This window comes from Vibrio sp. Vb0937, from assembly GCF_033338855.1.
The window spans coordinates 115,119-136,450 of record NZ_JAWOTK010000002.1 but is presented as its reverse complement, the minus strand read 5'-3'; the positions used below and the strand labels follow the sequence as shown (position 1 = coordinate 136,450).

Sequence of the window (21,332 nt, the reverse complement as noted above, 5' to 3'; positions counted from 1 at the left end):
AAAAAGTAACACTCAAGTCATTAACTCAAGGTTAAAATCACCCCGTTGAACAGCCCTACCTACCATAGGTAGGGCCAGATAAAAGCGGTTTATTTTGCGATTGCAGGCTCTGCTTTTACTTCTTCAACTACGTTGATAGAAGGCGCTGTTTTCGCGTGAGTTAGGTACAGTGGAATACAAGTCATTACTAGACCACCAACAATGTTACCTAGGATGGTTGGGATAAGGTTGAAGTTCAACCAAGTCGCGATACCAAAATCCGCACCTAGAATCATACCTAGTGGGAATAGGAACATGTTTACTACTGTGTGCTCGAATACTAGAGCGAAGAAGATGAAGATTGGGAACCACATCATTGCTACGCGACCAGATACTGAACGTGCTGTCATGTTGCCGATAACGCCTAGACATACCATTAGGTTACAGAAGATGCCGCGTACGAAACACGTGATCCATCCGTCCATACCCATGTTTTCAAAACCAAGGCTACGCGCGGTAGAAACAGCCACAAATTTCTTCGCTACTGCATTCAGTTCTAGAGAGAAGTTACCTGTTAGAGAGATAGCCACTAGGTAAGCAACGATCAGAGAACCGATAAGGTTACCCAAGCCTACAAGACCCCAACAACGGAAGATACGACCCCAAGTGATGCCCGGACGGTTAGCAAACTTAGCCAGAGGCGCTAGACCAAAAACACCGGTTACTAGGTCATACCCCATCACACTTAGAATTACGAAACCAACGGGGAAAACAAGTGCTCCTACAAGACCGATACCCGTTTGTACAATCGCGGTAATAGCAACCACCACCGCAAGCGAAAGAATAACGCCAGCCATCGTACCGCGAAGCAGAAGGTCTCGCGTGCTTGTATTAGTTTTCGCTTCACCAACATTGATCATGGTTTGCACGAATTCTGCAGGCTTAAAATCAGTAGACATGAATGTGTCCTTATCCAAAATTGAAAGTTAAAAAGTTAAAGATTGAATAGAGAAAGGCTTCCCGTTGACACCTGAACGCTGTCTACAACACCTCGCTTCCCTGTTCCCCTGAGATGATGCTTGGAAAGCCTTTGTCTATTAAATCTAGGTTTCAGTTCATTCCCTCCCCCTAAGAGGAGGGAATGAAAACCAAGCTTACGCAGAGATTTCTACTTCGCCGTTGGTTACGCGGGTTTTGTACGCTTTCACGCTAAAACGCTCGTCTTCCATGCACGCACCTGTTGTCAGGTTAAAGCGTTGCTTCTTAAGTGGGCTAGCCACCCAAAGCTCGCCTTGGTGCTCACAGATCAAACCGCGAGAAAGCACGTTTGATTGGAAGAACGGGTCTGTGTTGCTGATCGCCAGCACTTCTTCTGCTTGTGTTGGGCGGAATACCGCAACTTGCTGACCATCAACCAGTGCACAAACACCTGTGCCCGGTACGATGTCGCTGATTTGGCAAATCTTTTCAAATGACATAATCAACCTTCCCTTATGCTTCAGTGATCGCTACGTGTAGGATGTCGCCTTTCGCTTCAGGGTGCTTTTCCGTGAAGGTTGCTGGGCGGTGCTGTTCACGCTCTTGTACAAACACAACGTTGTCATCGTGCTTGTCAGAGTTGATGAAGTGCGCGAAACGAGTCAGTTGTGATTCGTCGTTGATGGTCGCAGTCCACTCACACTCGTACTCGTCTACAAGCTTCGCTACGTCTGCCTCTAGTTGAGCGTTGATACCAAGCTTGTCGTTAACAATCACTTCGCGTAGGTAGTCAACGCCACCTTCCATGTTTTCCATCCAAACTGATGTGCGTTGTAGTGGCGCAGCAGTACGGATGTAGAACATCATGAAGCGGTCGATGTACTTGATTAGTGTTTCTTTATCTAGGTCACTTGCAAGTAGGTCTGCGTGACGAGGCTTCATACCACCGTTACCACATACGTACATGTTCCAACCTGCATCAGTCGCGATAATGCCAAGGTCTTTACCTTGTGCTTCCGCACACTCACGAGTACAGCCAGAAACACCGAACTTCATCTTATGAGGGGTACGAATGCCTTTGTAACGGTTCTCGATGTAAGAACCCAGACCAACAGAATCTTGAACGCCGTAACGACACCACGTTGAGCCAACACAGGTCTTCGCCATACGAAGGGCTTTTGCGTACGCTTGACCTGTTTCGAAACCAGCGTCGATAAGCTTGCGCCAGATCTCTGGAAGATCGTCTTTTTGAGCACCAAACAGACCAATACGTTGAGCACCGGTTACTTTGGTGTATAGGTTGTATTCTGCTGCAACGTTCGCTAACGCACCCAGTGCTTGAGGTGTTACTTCACCACCCGCCATACGTGGGATAACAGAGTAAGTACCGTCTTTTTGGATGTTACCTAGGAAGTTATCGTTCGTGTCGTGCAGCTTAACCAGTTGTGGCTTAAGAATGTGCTCACCCCAGCAAGAAGCCAAGATAGAACCAGCCAGTGGTTTACAAACTTCACAGCCGTAACCTTTACCGTATTTCTCTAGAAGCTCATCAAACGTTTTGATCTCTTCAATACGGATTAGGTGGAACAGCTCTTGGCGTGAGTATGCAAAGTGCTCACACACGTCGTTCTTCACTTCGATACCAGATTTAGCAAGCTCAGCATTTAGAACAGACGTCACTAGAGGAATACAACCACCACAGCCTGTACCTGCGCCAGTCACTGCTTTGATGTCAGCAAGCGTATGATTACCATCAGCAACCGCCTGTGCGATCTTGCCTTTTGTCACGTCGAAACAAGAACAGATCACTGCGCTTTCTGGTAGAGCGTCTGCACCTAATGCTGGTTTCTCAGCGCCTGCGTGAGCAGGAAGGATCAACGCATCTGGGTGTTCTGGTAGGTCGATTTCGTTCAACATAAGTTGAAGCAGGTCGCCGTAGTCAGAGGTGTCACCAACCATAACCGCGCCAAGTAGTTTCTTGTTGTCTTTAGAAACGATAAGACGTTTGTAAACTTCTTGTTCTTCGTTCTGGTAAACGTAACTCTTACAGCCTTCAGTACGACCGTTCGCGTCACCGATTGAACCTACTTTTACACCTAGAAGTTTCAGCTTCGCAGACATGTCAGCGCCTTCGAATTTGCTTTCTGTGTTACCTAGTAGGTGGTCAACAGCAACTGTCGCCATCTTGTAGCCAGGAGCAACAAGGCCGTAGAACATTTCGTTCCAAGACGCACACTCACCAATCGCGTAGATGTTCTCATCAGAAGTCTGACAATGATCGTTGATAGCAACACCGCCACGAGGTGCCACTTCTAGCTCCATTTGGCGTGCTAGTTTGTCTTGTGGACGAATACCTGCAGAGAATACGATGAAGTCTGTTTCTAGCTCTGAGCCGTCAGCAAAACGCATAAGGTTGCGTGCGTTTGTGCCTTCTGGCGCAATCTCAAGCGTGTTTTTGCTAGTGTGAACGTTCACGCCCATACGCTCGATCTTTTGTCGAAGTTGGTTACCACCAGCAAGGTCAAGTTGCTCAGCCATTAGCTTCGGTGCGAACTCAACAACATGCGTTTCTACACCCAGTGCTTTCAATGCGCCTGCTGCTTCAAGACCTAGCAGACCACCACCGACAACAACGCCTGATTTGCTCTTCTTCGCACACGCTTCGATCGCTTTAAGATCTTCGATAGTACGGTAAACAAAACAGTCTTTGCTTTCGTGACCTTTGATAGGTGGAACAAATGGGAACGAGCCAGTAGCAAGAATCAGCTTGTCGTATTGAACTTCACGGCCAGTGCTTGAGTAAACAATGCGGTTTTCACGGTTGATGTTAATCGCGCGTTCGCCGATCAGCATGTTAATACCGTGTTTCTCGTAGAAGCCTTCTTTTACTAAAGAAAGTTCATCTGCAGTATGGTGAGAAAAGTAAGAGGAAAGGTGCACACGGTCGTATGCGACACGAGGTTCTTCACAGAAAACCGTAATGTCTATACTAGACATATCAGCTTTCTCGACTAAGTCTTCAATATAACGGTGCCCTACCATACCGTTACCGATGACTACTAGCTTCAACTTGCTCATTATAATTCCTAAGGGTTAGGTTCTTATCACTGAGCTCATTGTTAGTTGTGAAAGAAAATTAATACATGATGTAAATCAATTACAATTTCAAACTACCCTAAAGAGGTAGATGAACGTATTTATCTGACTATTGCGAAATAAAAAGTAATTTATTAACGGATATTGGTAGTTTTAACAAACTGAGATAACCGAAGCCATGCTAGCAACGGACTATACCGTTTTGCTTTTATGAAGTTAGGCTGACCATCGAAACCGAGCACACCTACGATAAATCCTGTTTTGCTTCTAAACGACGCACTCACTTGACTTCACCGTTTCAAGGTGATCAGAGAACAATATCTGAAGTGATTGAAAGATTTAGAAAAATCAAGCTTCACAACAAAAATTTTTTACTAGCTAAGTCGCACTATAAAGACTAAAATCAGGTTTAGTTCATATGGAATAGCGTCCATATGATTGATACCGTAATTGACATATAGAGTGCCGTCCCATTTTTGTGAGGCGGCCTTTTATTTGGGAGTCATAAAATGTCAGAAAACAATTCTATCTACATCTCAAGCTTAGATATGAACCGAATCACGGCCTTGTTGGATAAAATGCCAAACATCGCAGCGGAGCTTGTGGAATTAGAAGCAGAGCTCGACCGAGCAACAGTTCTTGAGCCAGAACAAATGCCAGATAACGTGGTCACGATGAACTCGACTGTAGAGTTTAAATTTTCAGGTGAAGATAGAACCATGACAAAGACACTGGTTTACCCTTCTGAACTGAAAAGCAGTGATGATATCTCTATTTTTGCGCCCGTAGGCAGCGCACTGATCGGTTTGTCTGTTGGTCAAAAACTTGAATGGCCAATGCCAAATAATCAAGTGAAGACAATTGAAATTGTCGATATCACATACCAACCTGAGCGTTGTGGTGCACTAAACCGCTAACCCTCAGTAGTCCCGGTGCAAAGGCCTCCATTTAAGACTTTGCACCAGGAGAGTTATCCACCTTGAAAAACACTCTAAAGCCCCCTTCAAACCAACTAAAATTTCGACCTATCATATACACTGTCATCTACCTCTCTATTAGACTCACCATACTTTGCAACTCAGTAGCGCATACGAATTCCGGGCCCAACCGACTAAAGCTATTCACTTTGTGAATTGTGGCAGTTGAGATTAAGGGAGCCATAACCCTCATGTGTAACACTGCTGAACACTGTGTAACATTGCTGTGGACATTTTTACTTCGAACTTAAATCTTCCCAATCATAGAGTTAACTGAAATCAAAAATACGCCTGCATAAAACTGTAAAAAGCGCTGACACAATTTTATCATCAAAAATCACAAAAATAATGCAAATACAAATAGTTATCTAATGGCATGCTCTGTGCTTTTATTTTCACCCGAAGTTGACGTTCCACAACAAATAACAAACTAACAACGAGTTTTGGTAAGCAGTACCCCCCAGGCTCAACGGAGGTTTTATGGAAAGCAATATTAATTCATGTTGGATCACAAACGTATTGAGTTGTGCCAACATAACCAAGGCAAAACTATTGGCTTTATTACTAGTTGTTCTAAGCTTTGTTTTAAGCACGCAAAATGCGTTAGCTAACGACCCTGGTGAACCTACAGACAATGGGGTACACCCTATGTTTGTAGAGGGCAATCCAACTTGTTCGGATCTTATGGGCAATGTTGAAGGGCTCGTGGAGTATCGCATAGATGGAGATCAATTGGGCGATGGTGTGCTCGGCGATGGGGAATTAAGCGTTACTATCGATGTTCAACCAGATAAGACATTTGATTGGTCAAGCAGCGGAGGTATTGTCCACTCTATCTTTGTTAAAGGCGGACCAAATGGTAATTTCTACGAATATTATAGTGACGGTGGTGTAATAACTTATTCCGACGGAAACTTACACTCTCCCGTTAATCCTAAAAATGGTAACTACTACGGTCTGAGCCATGTGTCATTCTGTTACACACCAGGAGAACCAGAAATTACTCTTGTTAAAGAATGTACATTTGGCGAAGTTGTTGGTGGTGATTCATTGCGATTCAATTACAAGTTAACCGTAACAAACTCAGGAACCGTGCCGCTATACGATATTGTCGTCACTGATGATACCGCAGAAGATATAGATGGTTTAGGTAGCCACACAACCAATATAGGTATGCTCGATCTGGACGACTCACAGGTTATTAATGGCAGTTTTGTTATTAACCAGAATGGTATCCTGAACCATGCTAGTGCTAAAGCTGCAACTGAAGTAGGTGGCGAAGTGGCAACTCAAGACACGGCAAGTTGGGACTGTCCTGAACAAAACCTTATCGGTTCATTATCACTTGAAAAAGATTGTGACGTGCTCGTAGTGCTTAACGACTATGGACATTACGGACTACAAGTGAATTACAGTGGTGAAGTCTGTAACACATCCGAAGTAACCATAAATAACGTATTTGTGACTGACGATAAAGACGCTGATCCTCAATTTATCGGTACCTTAACCCCTATGGGAACTATAGGGGCATGTGCTCCATATTCAGGTAGCTACGTTCCTGTTCCAGGAGAAGACGAATTGGGTGAAGGTACTCCGGGATTTTATGTAGGTGCCTTTAAAGATATGGTAACTGCAACGGGTGTTCCTGTGTTTGGCGATCTAGCACCAGTTATGCCTGCTGAGGCAGAATGTACCTTGTGTCCTCAATGTGTTGATCTCGAGATGTGCCCTGCGCCCGCATCGGACCTTAACCTATAAAATGCGTTTCTAATAATTAGAAATAGGAAAATGCCTGACTCAAAGAGTCAGGCATTTTTATGTGATCCTGCTACTTGTTTTTTCCTTTACCTGGCTTGCTGTTATCACCACCATCCGACTGTAGCTTTATCAACACATCGGCCGTTGAGCGGCTATTACCATCGCTAATGGTATAACTAAAGCTGTCATTATTTTTGAACCTTCGGCTTGGTGTGTAGCGCAAGGAACCATCTGACAATAGTTCGACACTGCCTTTATTAGGCTCTGTAAATGAGACGACTGAGGCCGAAGCTTGCGCATCAATAATATCGTTTACCAACACATCTATTAGAACAGATTTTTTTTCATTCAAGATAACGGTATCATCAACAGCAGCCAGTTCAGGCTTTGTCAATTCATCTGCCATCACGGCATACATTACTGATGTTGCAGCATCATAAGATAGATCAGCTGAGTGCTGAGTTTGAATAGATAGTGAGTAATTTTTTGCTTCAGTTTCTGTTGCTGAGGTCACAACGACTACTGCTTGTCCGGACTCACCAGAAGCCAGTGTTAACTGATTGTCACTAGCTTGCCAACCAATCGGTACCACGGTATTGATATTAAAGGTAGAAGTTCCGCAATCTATAGAGTCATTGTTTGTTATGCTCACCTGATACTGCACATCTTCACCTGCCAGAACTGAGTTTTTCGTAATCGCTTGAGCCGTTATACTCGGTGCGTTAATAGTGCAGTTACCCATGCCACCACCAGGCTCAGAACCACTTAGCGTTACCGTCACCTCAGCCTGAGTACCATTTGCGCTATTTAAGTTGATCGTCGCTCCAGAAAGCGGATCAGTATAACTATCACCAACTGGCATGGCTGGATCGTACCAGTCGTTTGAGCCAGTAATGGCATAATATTCAGAGCCCATTTTAAAATGAAGCAGATTGCTACTGCGTTCATCACCTTCTAGTGCTGAGCGAATGACAATGCCGTCTGTTACATCGCCACGATAAAAAATGTAAGAGCGTGCATCTAAAAAACTGTCGTAGCCAACTGATTGGCGATACTCAATATAAAACCAGCTTTTCTTCCCCGTAGTCGGATCAATACCACGTGGTACCTTGATGGTTACAGGAGCGCTACTTTGTGTTTCGTAGTTTGCAATTACATAAGTGCCACTTTGAGTAACTTCAATTGTTTTAGCAGCATGACTACCTTCTAACCAACCTAGCTGCTCTCTCTGGAAAGTATTGATATAACCATTAGAGCCTCCCATCACATCATAGCTGTCACCATATTCACGTCGAGTACAGTGATCTGAGATAGGTTGGTCACCACAGTCAAGTGCACCTGAATGACGCATTCCAAGATTATGTCCCAATTCATGAGCAATGTTCATCGCGGAAAAGTTGCCATTAATCCAAGCTCGTGACGGCTTACCCTGCATCGTCGCTGAGCCAGCAATGCTGCACGCCGTTTTCGTCATCATATAAACGATACGATCATACTGGCCCAAGTCTATACCTGATGAAATAGCTTTCTGATCTGCCGCTTCGCGCACGGCGCTTAAGTCACATATCTGGTTTGAAACAGGCAGTGTATACCAACCCACAACTTGACCAGAGAACCAAGTCTGGCCAAAAGAATTCTCGCGATAAAAATCATCCACAGTATCAAATACTAAATGATTTGCTTCGGCCTTGCTCAACGGTTGCTCATTCGGGTTCTCTTTGAAATTCAGCAACATAACTAGTGTATTTTGTTGTCCCGTCGTATTTGCTGTTGCATTGGCGTAATGGGTACCCTGTAGAAAAGAGAATATTACCAATAAAAATGACAACCCTTTATTTAGGGTTTTTCTATTTATTTTAATATTTTTTATCACTGCTTCACCTAATTTAGAATAGTAAATAATTCATTTTTCAATGAAAATACATAATGTAAATAATATGAAATTTAGACAATAAAATGCCCTAGCCTACTAATCCAGGCATGTCCTCATTTAACATGAATATGTTCATAAATGAATAATAAACAAAAATATATTCGCGAGAATCATAACAAAACAAATGGTCAAAATTCAACCACAAAGACGAGCAACTTAAATAAATAACATAAACAAAAAATTTATCTTATCTATCAGGCGCTTAATTTAATATAAAAACAATTTTATATAAACAACATTTATATTATAAAATAAATTTAGCAATTAAGTTTAACCACAAAAATTAATTCTTTAAATATCAGTAGAATAGGGACGAAAAACAAAATAAAGAAAATACACAACAAAAGTTATAAGCTTTAAATTCATTAACTTAATAACGACACATAATGTTAATATTATTCATCATTTCCTGAACCACATTAACTCATTATATTGTTAAATTTACGTCAAATAAAAACAATGAAACATCACAATATTCACCTATACTCATATTTATTAAAAGGAGATAAATATCAAAATTAAATTCAGTATTAGACTAAATTAACAATAATTATATGGAGAGAAGTATAACTAAGTTAGATATAAAAATTAATTTAGGTCTACAGTTTATACACAACTACTATTTAGATATGTATTGGAATGGTTTGAAATGCCAAATATAAAAAAACCGGCTATAAGCCGGTTTTTTTATAAATAATGGAGGCGCCTCCCGGAGTCGAACCGAGGTCCACGGATTTGCAATCCGCTGCATAGCCACTCTGCCAAGGCGCCTTTCTGATTTTATATCTCTGTCACCAAAGATTTTGATGGTGCCCCGGGCCGGACTTGAACCGGCACAGCGCGAACGCCGAGGGATTTTAAATCCCTTGTGTCTACCAATTCCACCACCAGGGCAACGCAATCATGCGATGGGTTAGACACCATCTTTCTCAGCGACCTTTGCCGTGAGAACGAGGCGTACTTTAACGGATTAATTTATTAGGTCAACAATAAATTTTATCTTTTTGATTCATATGGTTAAGAAACAGCCCGAAAGAGTAAATAACCTTCAAATTGTAGATCTATTATCCTAATTATATCCATGTAGCTTCTCAGAATAATCCTTTCGATAAACATCTAATTGGCCATCCTTCCACCAGATTCTTAAATAACAGTATTCCGTATTTATTCAGCATACCCTTTAGCATCGAATACCGACAAAGTGTTCACTTGTAAACTAGAAACACATACTAAAGGTATGTTCTTCTGCCTCCTTGTAACTTATTGATATTAAATTTAATTCTCGTTTTCTGTCTTCCATGCGAATGCGAACAAGTTAACACTCTGTTCACAATGTGTATTTTAAAGACACTTGTCAAAAAACAAAAACAATAAAAATCAAACAGTTAAGCTTGGTTTGATTTTTGCTCTCTTATGGTCACCGACAACCGCTCCAAAAGCACAGTTTCTAGTTATCCACTTTGGAGTAATTGTCTTAGGACTAGGGGCACAGCAGTTCGTGTACTCAATGATGCCGAAGTCCAGTGTTGGCATCATTGGGTATTCACATCGCCCTTTTATCAACTTTCAAGAAGAAAAGAAGGTAGATGATGGAACATTTAATAAATAGCCGACATAAAAGGCTGCTTAGCGCCATGTTAATAGGTGCCGCGGCATTTTATGGGCAAACCGCATTCGCGCAAGACCCTGGTATACAAAGTATTTGTATGGAGGATCAATATGGTAAGAATTTGAATTGTACCGCTAATGATATCAATATCGCAGAAGCTACAAATATCGAAGTTACTGCAATCGGTGGTAATCCGGTAGACCCAGGAACGACGGTCTGTGTAGCTCAACAAACCGTAACGTTTACCGCTGACTTTGAAGTTGTATCAACTGCAAGTGATCGTTATGACATCGGACTTTACTTCCAGAACGAAGGAGGACCGAATGCACTTAATGGTAGCTGTAACATCTATACTTTGAGCAATGAATACTCTCAGAACGCGAACGACACCGATGGTGACGCTTGTTTTGACGTACAACAAGCACAAGTCGTTATCCATTCTGCCGAGGTAACCACGCTGTGTGAAGATACTGACGGAGATGGTCAACTCAACCTACCAAACTGTGTTAGCTGGCGCCAACCTGGTAAAAATGAAGTCTGTGAAGATGGTAATGATGCCTACCCTGGCGCTCCATCAAAATGTAATTGTGACGACAATTACAACATTCCAATTTTTATTCAACCAGATCCACCCGTTTCCACCAAATCGGTTAATAAAATGGCGGGAACAGAACCTGGCGACGAATTTATCTACACAATTAAAATCGTCCCAGCTGAAAGTACTGGTAACAGCGTTTTCGTGACTAAAATCGAAGATGAAATATCCTCTAGCACTAACTCTGATTCACAAACATTCTTGCTAAACAGTGTAGGTGGCGGTAATGATATTGGCATGACGAAAGGTCACTACACATTAATGTCAAGTGAGCTAGCCAACGCTTGTGAAAACATCGTGCTTCCTTATGAGATTCCGCCAGAAGCGGTTGGTTTAGAGTGTACATTCAAAATTGCTATTAGTGACGACGACTTACCAGATATCCCTACTGACGAATCGTTTGAAAACTATGTTCGTTCCACTATCGTCGATGAATATGACGAACCTGTCGGAGACAACACTTGTACCGTCGCGAGTACCGCTGGTACGCCAAATCCAAACTGTAGTAATGAGATCATCGTAAAACTCACGAATGTATCTCCTGAAATTTCTGTTACTAAATCAGCTAATCCAACAACCGTTGTCGAAAGTCTTGCTGGTGAACCTGTCGAATACACTGTTGTTATCACCAACAATTCGTCGGTTGACGAGGTAGAGATCACATCTATAACAGATGACCAATACAACATCGCAACTGAAGCAGCAACGTGCTTGGGAGCAATGCTTGGAATCGGTGAGTCTTGTCAATTTAGCTATACACGAAATGTTGCAGGTAATGTGGGTGATCCTGCATTTGTGAACAACGTTACTGCTATCGCTTTTGATAACGAAAACGACTCGGATGAAGACTCTGGTCAAGCGAGTGTGTCCTTTAGTAACAGCCCTGGTGCTATTGATTTGGTCAAAACTCCTAACGCTTTAGACGAGCCACCATATTCTGTAACCGAGTCTGGTGATAATGTAGACTTCACGTTTACTATTACCAATACGTCCCCTGTAGACAGTATCACTCTCACAGAAATGACGGATGACAAACTTGGTGTGTTATTCGATGCAGGAAGCTTCCAAGGCAATTGTAACTTCTATGGTGATATCTTAGCTCCTGGAGAAAGTCGATTCTGTACTGTTACGACTTTCCTATCGGGTGAACCAGACATGCCACATATGAACACAGCGGAAGTAACAGGTGAAACCGATGATTTCATTCCTGAAATCGTCACAGATACCGATAACGGTAAAGTTGCATTTATCAATGAACCAGCTGATATCAACTTGAATTTCGCTCTGTCATTAACATTGAGCCTTAACATTGAGAACGCCTCTAGCTATGAAGCGGTTAATTTAAATGCTCTTAGTATTGCGGGCACTCCAATAGAAGCTGGTCAAGGTAATACACATTACTTGATTACCGCAAGTAATTGTCCAGTTGCGTTCCCATTCTCTATCGCAGCGAACGGTAGCATGAACTGTACATTTAGTGTTGATTTGCTCACACCGGATGCTTCTGTAGATAACCTATTTAGGTCTGCAGGCTCTGGAGGCTTATTGGTAATCTCAGTAGCAGATGAAGATGGTGGGCCAGCAGTAGAGCCAGTGATTGTTGTCAACGCACAAGCCGTATTGGCGCCCTAACTAATGATGATGAGGTAAATAAAGTTATCGGCTTACCTTAGTTAAAAAAGGTGCAATGATTTAACACATTGCACCTTTTAATCTTACTGAGCCTTGTTTACAGAAAAATTATTTTCTACCCTTTCCTTTATTGGTATTAGAGCCTGAAGTGCTCGCCATACTAATATACACTAGCGCTGACGCAGTAAGATCGCCATCACTGATGGTATAACTGAAACTATCACTTCCTTTAAAGTTCTTAGCTGGCGTATATATTAACTGACCATCTGACGTCATTCGTACCGCTCCTTTCGAACCCTGAGTTACAGATGTTATCGTTAGTTCATCCCCTTCAGGATCGCTATCATTTGCGAGCACATTAATACTTACTGAGTCTTTTGAACTTACTTCCACTCGATCTGTCTGGGCAACTGGTGCGCTATTCACCTGGACTGGAACTGAGATTCCGAAGCTCACCTTTTTGCTAATATTCAGGCTCGTATCTGCTGAATGCTGAGCGTTAATGGCGATATCGTATGTTCCATCTGTTGCTTCTGCGCTTGACGTAACATTCATTGTGAATGATTGAGTTTCACTAGGGCTCAAAGTAATACCACCGCTATTAGCAGTCCACCCACTTGGTACACTCGCTGATAGGGTAAATGTACTCGAATCACAAGTTGCACTATCTTGGTTGGTCAGAGTTGCTGTGTAACTAGCAGTACTGCCCGGTTCAAACTCCCCCGTTTGATTTGCAGATAACACCAACAAAGGCGTTCCACGTGAACAGACGTCCACTGGCGTTTTGATAACAAAATTTGCTTCTGTATTTGTGTAGTAATCAGTATCAATACTGTTTATTACGCTAAATAGCATCGAGTAACTACCATCCGTCGCCGTTAAGTCAGAAGTCACATCAATGACCACACTCTCACTGTCTCCTGGCGCTAAACTTAGCTTAGATGAGGTGGCACTCCACCCACTTGGTACCGAAGCTTCAACGTCAAACTCTGAGGTATCGCAACCTTCTGCGTCATTATTAGTGACTGTAACACTATAACCGAGCGTGCTCCCCGACTCCGCTATGGTATTTTGGTTAGGAGAAACGGCAACAGTGGGAGCATTTTTATGGCATGTTGGCTGCGTAAAGCTGATATGGACACTTGCTCCGGTATTGTCGGCCCACTCGGTGGTAATGGTTAACCCAGCCTCTATATCTGTATAACTTTTTCCAACAGCCAAAGCAGAATCGTTCCAGTCAGTTATTTGGCTAGCCGGGGTTAAATCAATAAGTTGGCTACTGTTCATATCGGACTCTGTACTTAGGCGCATTGTTACACCAGACGTAAGATCCGAATAACTCGCAAGATAGCTGTCAAAACCTTTAGGCTGCCGATACTCTAGGTAGTACCAAAGTTTCTTTCCTGTTGAAGAGTCCACACCTCGCTGAATCTTTATTGCTTTGGCTTCCCCCTCAGGAACGGACTCATAAGGCTCAAGTATGTAACTACCATCAGAATTTACTTCAATAATTTTACCTGCAATTGATGATGGCTCAGAAGAAAACCACCCTAGACTGTCTTTGTTGAAAGCACTGAAATGTCCGGTAAAGCCCGGAGCTCCCATGATCTCCAAACTATCACCGTATTCAACTGTGTAACAATCACCACTAATCACCTCAACACCACATTCAAGCTTTTTCGCATGATGCAATCCAAGGTTATGGCCAAGTTCGTGGGCTACAGTTCTTAGTGTCATAGAACCATTGATCCAAGTTCTCGACGGTGTCCCACCCACTGTACCTTTTCCTGTCCACCCACAATCAGCAATTTTAGGAAAAACGAAAACCACTCGATCATAGGTATCGATGTCTACGCTGTCAGCTGTAGCAGCTTCTTTAGCCGCAGTATAAATTTGCGCAGTATTACATACTGCGTTCATAGGCAGCGTGTAATAGCCTAGAACGTCTCCAGTAAACCATGTCTGATTATTTGAATTTTCTTTATAGAAATCATTCACCGAGCCAAATACTAGATCAGTTACTTCTTCAACAGTCCATGGTTCTTGTACATCATCCAGAAAATTCACTAACATCACTAGTGTCGACTGTTCACCTAAAGTATTGGACAAAGTGAAAGGTGAAGTACTGGTTGATGCGGCATCTGTATCTCCATCAGCCAATACAAGAAGACCTTGCTGAGACTCTTCCAAAACTAACGCGTTTTGATCATCAAACTTCCAACCGCTAGCGCGAACTTTAGCACCAGATGGAATTGGGTTGATTTGTGATTTAGAAGAACCATAAACCTCAACAGAGCCCTCAGAGGTTTGCAGTACATATCGAAGACGGCTCTTGCTGTGATCTTCATAATCTTCATAGAAAACCTCCAGTTCGCCTTCTAACGTTTGCTCCTGCTCTAACAAAGCTTGCACTTTTTCAGGCATACCTTTGCGAGCTTTTGCAGTCAGAGCAACCTGCGCTACCGTGCTAGGGTCTGACTGAAACAACTCGGAAATTAATACTTGACGATCGTGAGCAAGAGAAATCATTTGCTCTAAATAGTGATGTTTGTTTTTCGCCGATGCACCATGATAATTAATCATCGTCTGCTTTAGCACGCTAGTATTATCTTGAGCCTGCTGGCGCTTCTCCTTGGCAGTAGGTGAAACCGATTTTTCTTGTTGAATCAAATGCTCATGCGGGATGTCTTGTGACTGCGCCGTCGCGTTGAATGTCAGAGATAAGAGGCTGATAAGAGCCGTTGTTGAAAGTTTAAATGTATTGGAAGTAACAATATTAAAATGGGTATTAAACATACTTAATTTCTTATGTGGTTTTATCTTTGGTTCTAATTTTTCACACAGCATAAGTCCGCAACCATGTCGAACTATTGATGATTAGTAAGCGAAAAAATAACTAGCCTAAACGCATAAATTTAATTTAATTTCAAACGCTTATCAACGTTAAAATCAATAAAATAAGCTATAATTAAAACCCAAAGACATCTAATAATTATTCAATAAAAGGCATTGCCTTTTAAACAATCAAAAAGCAAAATAAAAATCATAAATTAGTTATTTACTATTTAAGTTAAACTTGCGTTAGTCACACAAGATAAATCATTTATTCGTATGCAATTAATTTACCTCTTTTTCTTCAGTCTTTAAGCATAGGTTGGTTTTTGTCGGTAAAATCCTACAAACACGGCGATTAAATTTCAACCAAAAACAATTAATTTTCATCACAACATCAAACATTATTATTCAAATCATGAATATATAAGAAGATTTATCTTAAAAGTAAACTCTCACCACTAATATGAGCCCAGACTAATATCAATTTAATATTTTTATATAATTCAAAAATTACCATATGAAAAATAAGAACTTTATTTTAAACAACAAAAAACTAACACAAACAAAACAACTATTAATAATCGATGATTTAATAAAAAAATATGCATGTCGTTTCAATTCACCACAACAGCTATAAATCTCGACACTTAATATCAAATATCGAGAGATAATCTCTAAATCAACAAATTAGTTTAGATAAAATAAAAGGCAACTAACATTAGTTGCCTTTTATTCAATATGAAAATCATTATTCTTTTTTATCACTATTTGATAACCCCTCTAATAGTGATTCAAACACCGCATAGCCCTGTGCACCTACCACGATTTGCGGTTCTACAAGTTGATCATTTTCCACCCGACCAATTAAAAAAGTTGGTGTGCCGCGAATACCTAAGGATTTTCCTAGCGTCATATCTTGCTCAATCTTGTCAGCAACAGATTGATCTTCCATACATTTATTGAACTCTTCAATGTTTAAAGATAAGTCTATCGCTGCTTTTTGATAGAACTCCTCCCCTAAATCTTTAGCGTTGTTAAACAGCATTTCTCGCATAGTCCAATAGGAGTTTTGCTTAAGACTACATGCAGCCGCGATCGCAGCCCCCTTGGCTTTGGCATGAAAACTTAAAGGAAAATCTCGCGCAATATATTGCACCTTTCCGTTATCGATATAATTTTCCTTTATCTGTTTAAAAGCATTATCCGTAAATCGCTTACAATAAGGACATTGAAAGTCAGAAAATTCAACGATAGCAATTTTTGCTTCTTTATTCCCAAGAATTGGAAGTGTACCACCTTCGGAAAAGTTAAGTTGGTTTGGCAAAGTCGGAGGTTCTTTTTTCGGTGGATTAAATGCTAAGTCTTTAATTTCTTTAACTTCATTTTGTATCTCCCCCATTTCTTTTGTTAATTCACTTATCTCTTCCTTTAACAACTCAACTTCTAATTTTAGATTATCATTATCATCTGACTGACAACCGGTTAAAAATTGCAGTAGCACTAATGGTATGATGAATCTTACTGTTTGTATAAACATCTCACGTCCTCAATATGAAACAGAACAAATATAAAGATTTAACTTTACTTTTCTCTATCAAAAGATTTGCTGAGGCGTCAATGGTGAAATAATCCTATAAATGAATATCTAACATAGAAACTATCAGTGATAACAACAAGCTACAAGGTACCACCGAATTCAAAAACTAATAAATTATAAATGACCATTCACACTCCGATAAGACAGCAATTTCTTTCGAGTTGATAAAAAGTATTGTAAAAGAGTAATTATAAGTCAATGAAGTCACAAAGATTATGACGCCATTTTAAATAATTTAGAATGGAGAGAATAAATGTTATTTAATAAATAGTTATTGTTTTAAGCTCAAATTTATATAAGCCACTATTAGTCGTACAAAAAATCAGCCTCTACACTAAGTTTAAGCTTTTTGGAGGACAATCATGACCATTCATAAGAAACCATCATTTCACTTACCCTTACATGCCGACTCCGAACTCGACTTCGTAGTGCCCTACTTCTTCCTTAGTGAATTTGATTATGCACGCTCTCTGGAGCTGGGAGTCATCGAAGACTTGGATCCTGAATATACTCACCAGTATCGCGTCACACTGAGGCGCATACGCTCACTATGCTTACTACTTCGCGAACTGCTCCCTCCTTTTGAACAGCGTATTTTGAAACCTCATTTAAAAATAATGATGAAGAAAACAAATAAGCTGCGTGATTTGGACGTATTTATCTTGGACAAAAACCAATACATTGAAATGCTCCCAAATCACAAATCGTCTTTTGAGCAGCTTTTTGGCTTTATCGAAGCCGAACGTGCTTACGAACAGGCAAAAGTTACGCGTTGGCTAGCTACAGAAGAATACACAACGCACTGCACTTTGGTCAGGAATAGTCTGCTGCGAAGTACGCAACACGAACGAGTGGATAGCAACGTACCTGCGTTACTCTTCGCAAGCCAAAAAATCTCCGTTCAATTTAAAAAAGTTGATAAAGCACGACGCAAGCTCTCGGACAAAAGTCGTGACAGCGTGATTCATTCGATGCGGATAAAGTGCAAAGCGCTTCGTTATTTGTTAGAAGGATTTTCCACGCTCTATCCTTCCCAACAGCACAAAAACAACGTGAAACAACTAAAACTATTGCAAGACAAGCTCGGTGACCTTAACGACACTTCAAGTCAAATTGAATTTTTCGCACAACTCAAAGAAACAGCAAATCTTGATAAACAAGATCGTAAGGCTTTGAAAAAGCTAATTAACGTGCTTAGCGAACATCATGCACTCTCTCGCCAAACCATCTTGACGCATTTAAGCCAGTTTGAGTCTTTCATTCACGATACCAATACACAGAATCTCTACCGACCCTAAATCAAGGTTCACGTATTTTTAATATTCATTAATTACAGTCAACCGTTAGGCTCCACTAAGAAAGTTAACGTGAAACCATTAAAACGATACCAATACGAGCGCTATGCGGTGCTTTGTAATCTCGCCTACCCTCGCGTCTTCAGGCAAACTCAATACGGGTTCGATCCTAATGGGCAACGAGTCATTAGAAATGAACACGGTAAGATTATGATTCGCGTGCTCTGGAGTAAAAAACAGAGTGAAGTGGTCGTAGTGATTAAAGGCTCACACAGTATCAGTGATTGGTTGTTGAACTTCGCGATGTGGACGAGAAGCTGTCGAAGGTTGGGACTAAACTATCGCATTCACGCGGGTTTCTATCATCTGTTGTTCCAAGAAAGTTTACCGAGCCGGAATGAAGATCGGTTAGGGTTGACCGTGATCGAACGCCTCGAAGGTATCGTTGTACCACTTATTCTCAGGGGGAAAAGAATCACTATTACTGGCCACTCTTCAGGTGGCGCGATTGGCAGTGTTTTTGCTGACTATATTGAGAAAAAATACCCAAAAAGCATTAAACGCGTGGTCACTTTCGGACAGCCCGCTGTCGGGGATTGGACGTTTAAGAAACGCTACCGTTTGGGGCACAAAACATACAGGATTTGTTGCGACATCGACATCGTGACCTTTATGCCGCCCGTACCTTTTTTGTATTGGCATGTAGGCAAAATGCTATGGTTATATAACGGGAGAATATACGAGAACACCCCAACGCTCATACGGCTTGGGCGCTCCTTATTTAGTTGGTTAATGCGACCGTTCTCTTATCACTTTATGAGTAAATACATTCGCGACAAAGACTTTTTTGATGAACGCTGAGTTAAACATCCGAAAGGTCTGACGTACAGACACGAAAAAGCCGGACTTCGCCGGCTTTACGATTAAGTGGTGATCTACAGAGAGGCAATTTCTTTTTCAAGTTGATATTTGTTATCTGTGACAATTCGCTCTAACACTTCAACACGTCGCTTCAAGTCACCAATTTGCTTGTTAAGATTATCTTGTTCTTCTCGGCTCATCGTATTACGTTCAGATATCTCCAACGCTCTTACTTCTTTACGATGGTTCAAGATTAACTTTATTATCCCGCCCCCAAATATGGCACCGAACACAATAGCCACAACCAATACATCAGCAATAGATTCCATTCTTTATCTTCCTCTAGATTATGCTCAAATATAAGTTACTCATTTGTCGAATGAATATCAAATAACACATTGATTCATTGAAAAGTTTTATTAAGAATTGCCTACTCTGTATCAAAATCACAGGAATGGATTATTCAACGCCAACCCAAACCGAGACAGATCCGCCGTTTACTGGGAACTCAGCCCAACCATTCGCATCAGTCCAAATGTCTTCAGTTCGGATACCCAACTTGTCTACGTAGCGAGCACTTGGTTTACCCGTATACATCCACTTCGAGCCGCCAGGTCCATCACTCATGATCACGGCCATTGAATGTGGATGATTTGCATCACCTTCTCGAGTCCAACCAATTACGTCCCAGTGGTCGAGATAAGAATGTTGTTTGCCATAGGCATAATCTTTACGCAGTGTTACTAGCTCTTTAATGTAAGGCACTTTGACCATATTGATGTCATGCCCTTTATCACTGTACTGCGCGCCGTAGTAATCTGCATAAAACACGGATGGATAACCTTCTTCACGCAATAAGATAAACGCGTAAGCGAGCGGCTTGAACCACCAATCAACGGTTGATTCCAACGCCTGCAAAGGCTGAGTGTCATGGTTTTCTACTAAGGTAACCGCTTTGACTGGATTGTCCTTCATCAGCGTACCATCCATGATTTGACGCATATCGTAGCTACCACCCGATTTAGACGCATTATAAAAGTTCATATGTAACGGTGCATCAAACAAGGACATGCTGCCAGAGGTTTTGGTGATAAAGTTATGCAGCTGATTCACATCGTAGTTCCAGTACTCTCCGACCGTGAATAGTTCTTTCCCTGTTTTCCAACGTAGGTGATCAATCCATTCTTGCAGGTATTGATATTTGATGTGCTTCACCGCGTCCATTCTAAACCCATCAACACCAGTCATGTTGATATACCACTCACCCCAGTCTTTAAGTTCTTTCTTAACTTCAGGGTGATCCATGTCTAGATCAGCGTACATAAGGTAATCGTAGTTGCCTTTTTCCGAGCTCACTTCCCAATCCCATGCCTTACCCTCACCTTTGAATTTGAAGATAGCTTTTTCTTCGCCAGCATCGTCCCAGTCCACGCCATCAAAGTGGTACCACGTCCAATGAAAGTTTGAGTACTTATCGTTGCGCCCAGGGAAATCAAACTCTACCCACGCTTCAATCCATTTATCACCAAGTTCAATATTTCGGTTGTTCCAATCGACTCGCTTGGTGTCGACCCAGGATTTACCATCCGCACCGCCGCGATGGTTGAACACCACATCGCCATAAATCTGGATATTGTTTTTATGGGCAGTATTGATGGCGCTTAGGTACTGATCTTTGGTGCCATACTTGGTGCGCACCGAACCTTTTTGATCAAACTCTCCCAAATCATACATATCGTAAACGCCATAACCGACGTCGTTGCTGCCACCAGCACCTTTATAGGCGGGCGGTAGCCATAACGCGGTGAAGCCGTTGTCCGATAGTGCCGGCGCGTTGTTTTCAACTTGTGTCCAGAGTGCACCGTCATTTGGCACATACCAATGGAAGTACTGCATCATGGTGCCATTTTGTGCCGCCATTACAGGCGAACTGAGCAGCAAAGTTAAGGGTAAAAGTGTAGGTTTAAGGTTGAATGTTTTCATTATTTTTCTCTCACGTTAAGGACTAGAATCCTCCTTTCTGCATATACGCACCAAGCGATACTAACTATGACGCTAGCTAGGTTGCTGCCTGTAATACAAAAAGTTCGGATTACAATCGAAGAGAAACTATCACCAATCACACTATACAATTATTGAGTTGTCTAACATTTATAAAATCAATGATTAGCGCGTTAAAAATATTGA

13 protein-coding genes and 2 tRNA genes are annotated in these 21,332 nt (G+C 41.6%); 5 read left to right on the top strand and 10 right to left on the bottom strand.

The window, feature by feature from the left end:
• Positions 1 to 89: 89 nt before the first annotated feature.
• The 3 genes from R7P67_RS04160 to nirB all read right to left on the bottom strand — a co-directional run bounded on the left by R7P67_RS04160 (position 90) and on the right by nirB (position 4,035).
• Complete coding sequence (locus R7P67_RS04160) at positions 90 to 938, bottom strand: formate/nitrite transporter family protein (protein ID WP_318085886.1); 849 nt, start codon at positions 936 to 938, stop codon at positions 90 to 92.
• Positions 939 to 1,133: 195 nt separating this feature from the next.
• Positions 1,134 to 1,457 carry a nitrite reductase small subunit NirD gene (gene nirD / locus R7P67_RS04155; protein WP_005387969.1) on the bottom strand — a complete coding sequence of 108 codons (324 nt, stop codon included), beginning with the start codon at positions 1,455 to 1,457 and terminating at the stop codon, positions 1,134 to 1,136.
• A gap of 13 nt (positions 1,458 to 1,470) precedes the next feature.
• Complete coding sequence (gene nirB / locus R7P67_RS04150; RefSeq protein WP_318085885.1) at positions 1,471 to 4,035, bottom strand: nitrite reductase large subunit NirB; 2,565 nt, start codon at positions 4,033 to 4,035, stop codon at positions 1,471 to 1,473.
• Positions 4,036 to 4,562: 527 nt separating this feature from the next.
• Here nirB and rnk point away from each other — a divergent pair.
• Together rnk and R7P67_RS04140 are read left to right on the top strand one after the other, a co-directional pair.
• Positions 4,563 to 4,970 carry a nucleoside diphosphate kinase regulator gene (gene rnk, locus R7P67_RS04145; RefSeq protein ID WP_005376048.1) on the top strand — a complete coding sequence of 136 codons (408 nt, stop codon included), beginning with the start codon at positions 4,563 to 4,565 and terminating at the stop codon, positions 4,968 to 4,970.
• Between the two features lie 612 nt (positions 4,971 to 5,582).
• Positions 5,583 to 6,788 (top strand): hypothetical protein, encoded by a 1,206-nt coding sequence (locus R7P67_RS04140; RefSeq protein ID WP_225495853.1) that lies wholly within the window; start codon positions 5,583 to 5,585, stop codon positions 6,786 to 6,788.
• A gap of 70 nt (positions 6,789 to 6,858) precedes the next feature.
• Here the strand turns inward: R7P67_RS04140 and R7P67_RS04135 are convergent, their stop codons facing one another.
• From R7P67_RS04135 to R7P67_RS04125, 3 genes are all read right to left on the bottom strand, one after another.
• On the bottom strand, positions 6,859 to 8,523 hold the full coding sequence (locus tag R7P67_RS04135) for an Ig-like domain-containing protein (RefSeq protein WP_225495851.1): 1,665 nt from the start codon (positions 8,521 to 8,523) through the stop codon (positions 6,859 to 6,861).
• 895 nt (positions 8,524 to 9,418) lie between these two features.
• A tRNA-Cys gene (locus R7P67_RS04130) sits at positions 9,419 to 9,492 on the bottom strand.
• Between the two features lie 36 nt (positions 9,493 to 9,528).
• Positions 9,529 to 9,615, bottom strand: a tRNA-Leu gene (locus R7P67_RS04125).
• A 692-nt stretch (positions 9,616 to 10,307) separates the two neighbouring features.
• Here R7P67_RS04125 and R7P67_RS04120 point away from each other — a divergent pair.
• Positions 10,308 to 12,557, top strand: coding sequence for a hypothetical protein (locus R7P67_RS04120; protein ID WP_213903769.1), 2,250 nt, complete (start codon positions 10,308 to 10,310; stop codon positions 12,555 to 12,557).
• Positions 12,558 to 12,665: 108 nt separating this feature from the next.
• Here R7P67_RS04120 and R7P67_RS04115 read toward each other — a convergent pair whose 3' ends face one another.
• Positions 12,666 to 15,353 carry an Ig-like domain-containing protein gene (locus R7P67_RS04115; RefSeq protein ID WP_213903768.1) on the bottom strand — a complete coding sequence of 896 codons (2,688 nt, stop codon included), beginning with the start codon at positions 15,351 to 15,353 and terminating at the stop codon, positions 12,666 to 12,668.
• Positions 15,354 to 16,140: 787 nt separating this feature from the next.
• The gene (locus tag R7P67_RS04110; protein ID WP_182018499.1) at positions 16,141 to 16,929 is read right to left on the bottom strand and encodes a DsbA family protein; all 789 of its coding nucleotides are present in this window, start codon (positions 16,927 to 16,929) and stop codon (positions 16,141 to 16,143) included.
• Between the two features lie 422 nt (positions 16,930 to 17,351).
• Here R7P67_RS04110 and R7P67_RS04105 point away from each other — a divergent pair, with 422 nt between their 5' ends.
• Complete coding sequence (locus R7P67_RS04105) at positions 17,352 to 18,287, top strand: CHAD domain-containing protein (protein WP_250157862.1); 936 nt, start codon at positions 17,352 to 17,354, stop codon at positions 18,285 to 18,287.
• Positions 18,288 to 18,356: 69 nt separating this feature from the next.
• Positions 18,357 to 19,145: a lipase family protein gene (locus R7P67_RS04100; protein WP_005375991.1), complete on the top strand. Its 789-nt coding sequence runs from the start codon at positions 18,357 to 18,359 to the stop codon at positions 19,143 to 19,145.
• Positions 19,146 to 19,219: 74 nt separating this feature from the next.
• On the opposite strand, the gene R7P67_RS04095 is transcribed toward R7P67_RS04100, so the two are convergent.
• The gene (locus R7P67_RS04095; protein WP_005375990.1) at positions 19,220 to 19,474 is read right to left on the bottom strand and encodes a hypothetical protein; all 255 of its coding nucleotides are present in this window, start codon (positions 19,472 to 19,474) and stop codon (positions 19,220 to 19,222) included.
• A gap of 130 nt (positions 19,475 to 19,604) precedes the next feature.
• The gene (gene amyS, locus R7P67_RS04090; RefSeq protein ID WP_238975448.1) at positions 19,605 to 21,128 is read right to left on the bottom strand and encodes an alpha-amylase; all 1,524 of its coding nucleotides are present in this window, start codon (positions 21,126 to 21,128) and stop codon (positions 19,605 to 19,607) included.
• Positions 21,129 to 21,332: the final 204 nt, after the last annotated feature.

Excerpts from the sequence above, each read along its gene's own strand:
- R7P67_RS04105 (WP_250157862.1), top strand. The coding sequence starts at position 17,352 with ATGACCATTCATAAGAAACCATCATTTCACTTACCCTTACATGCCGAC.
- R7P67_RS04115 (WP_213903768.1), bottom strand. The coding sequence starts at position 15,353 with ATGTTTAATACCCATTTTAATATTGTTACTTCCAATACATTTAAACTT.
- nirD (WP_005387969.1), bottom strand. The coding sequence starts at position 1,457 with ATGTCATTTGAAAAGATTTGCCAAATCAGCGACATCGTACCGGGCACA.
- R7P67_RS04135 (WP_225495851.1), bottom strand. The coding sequence starts at position 8,523 with ATGTTGCTGAATTTCAAAGAGAACCCGAATGAGCAACCGTTGAGCAAG.
- R7P67_RS04095 (WP_005375990.1), bottom strand. The coding sequence starts at position 19,474 with ATGGAATCTATTGCTGATGTATTGGTTGTGGCTATTGTGTTCGGTGCC.
- rnk (WP_005376048.1), top strand. The coding sequence starts at position 4,563 with ATGTCAGAAAACAATTCTATCTACATCTCAAGCTTAGATATGAACCGA.
- R7P67_RS04120 (WP_213903769.1), top strand. The coding sequence starts at position 10,308 with ATGATGGAACATTTAATAAATAGCCGACATAAAAGGCTGCTTAGCGCC.
- amyS (WP_238975448.1), bottom strand. The coding sequence starts at position 21,128 with ATGAAAACATTCAACCTTAAACCTACACTTTTACCCTTAACTTTGCTG.
- R7P67_RS04110 (WP_182018499.1), bottom strand. The coding sequence starts at position 16,929 with ATGTTTATACAAACAGTAAGATTCATCATACCATTAGTGCTACTGCAA.
- R7P67_RS04160 (WP_318085886.1), bottom strand. The coding sequence starts at position 938 with ATGTCTACTGATTTTAAGCCTGCAGAATTCGTGCAAACCATGATCAAT.
- nirB (WP_318085885.1), bottom strand. The coding sequence starts at position 4,035 with ATGAGCAAGTTGAAGCTAGTAGTCATCGGTAACGGTATGGTAGGGCAC.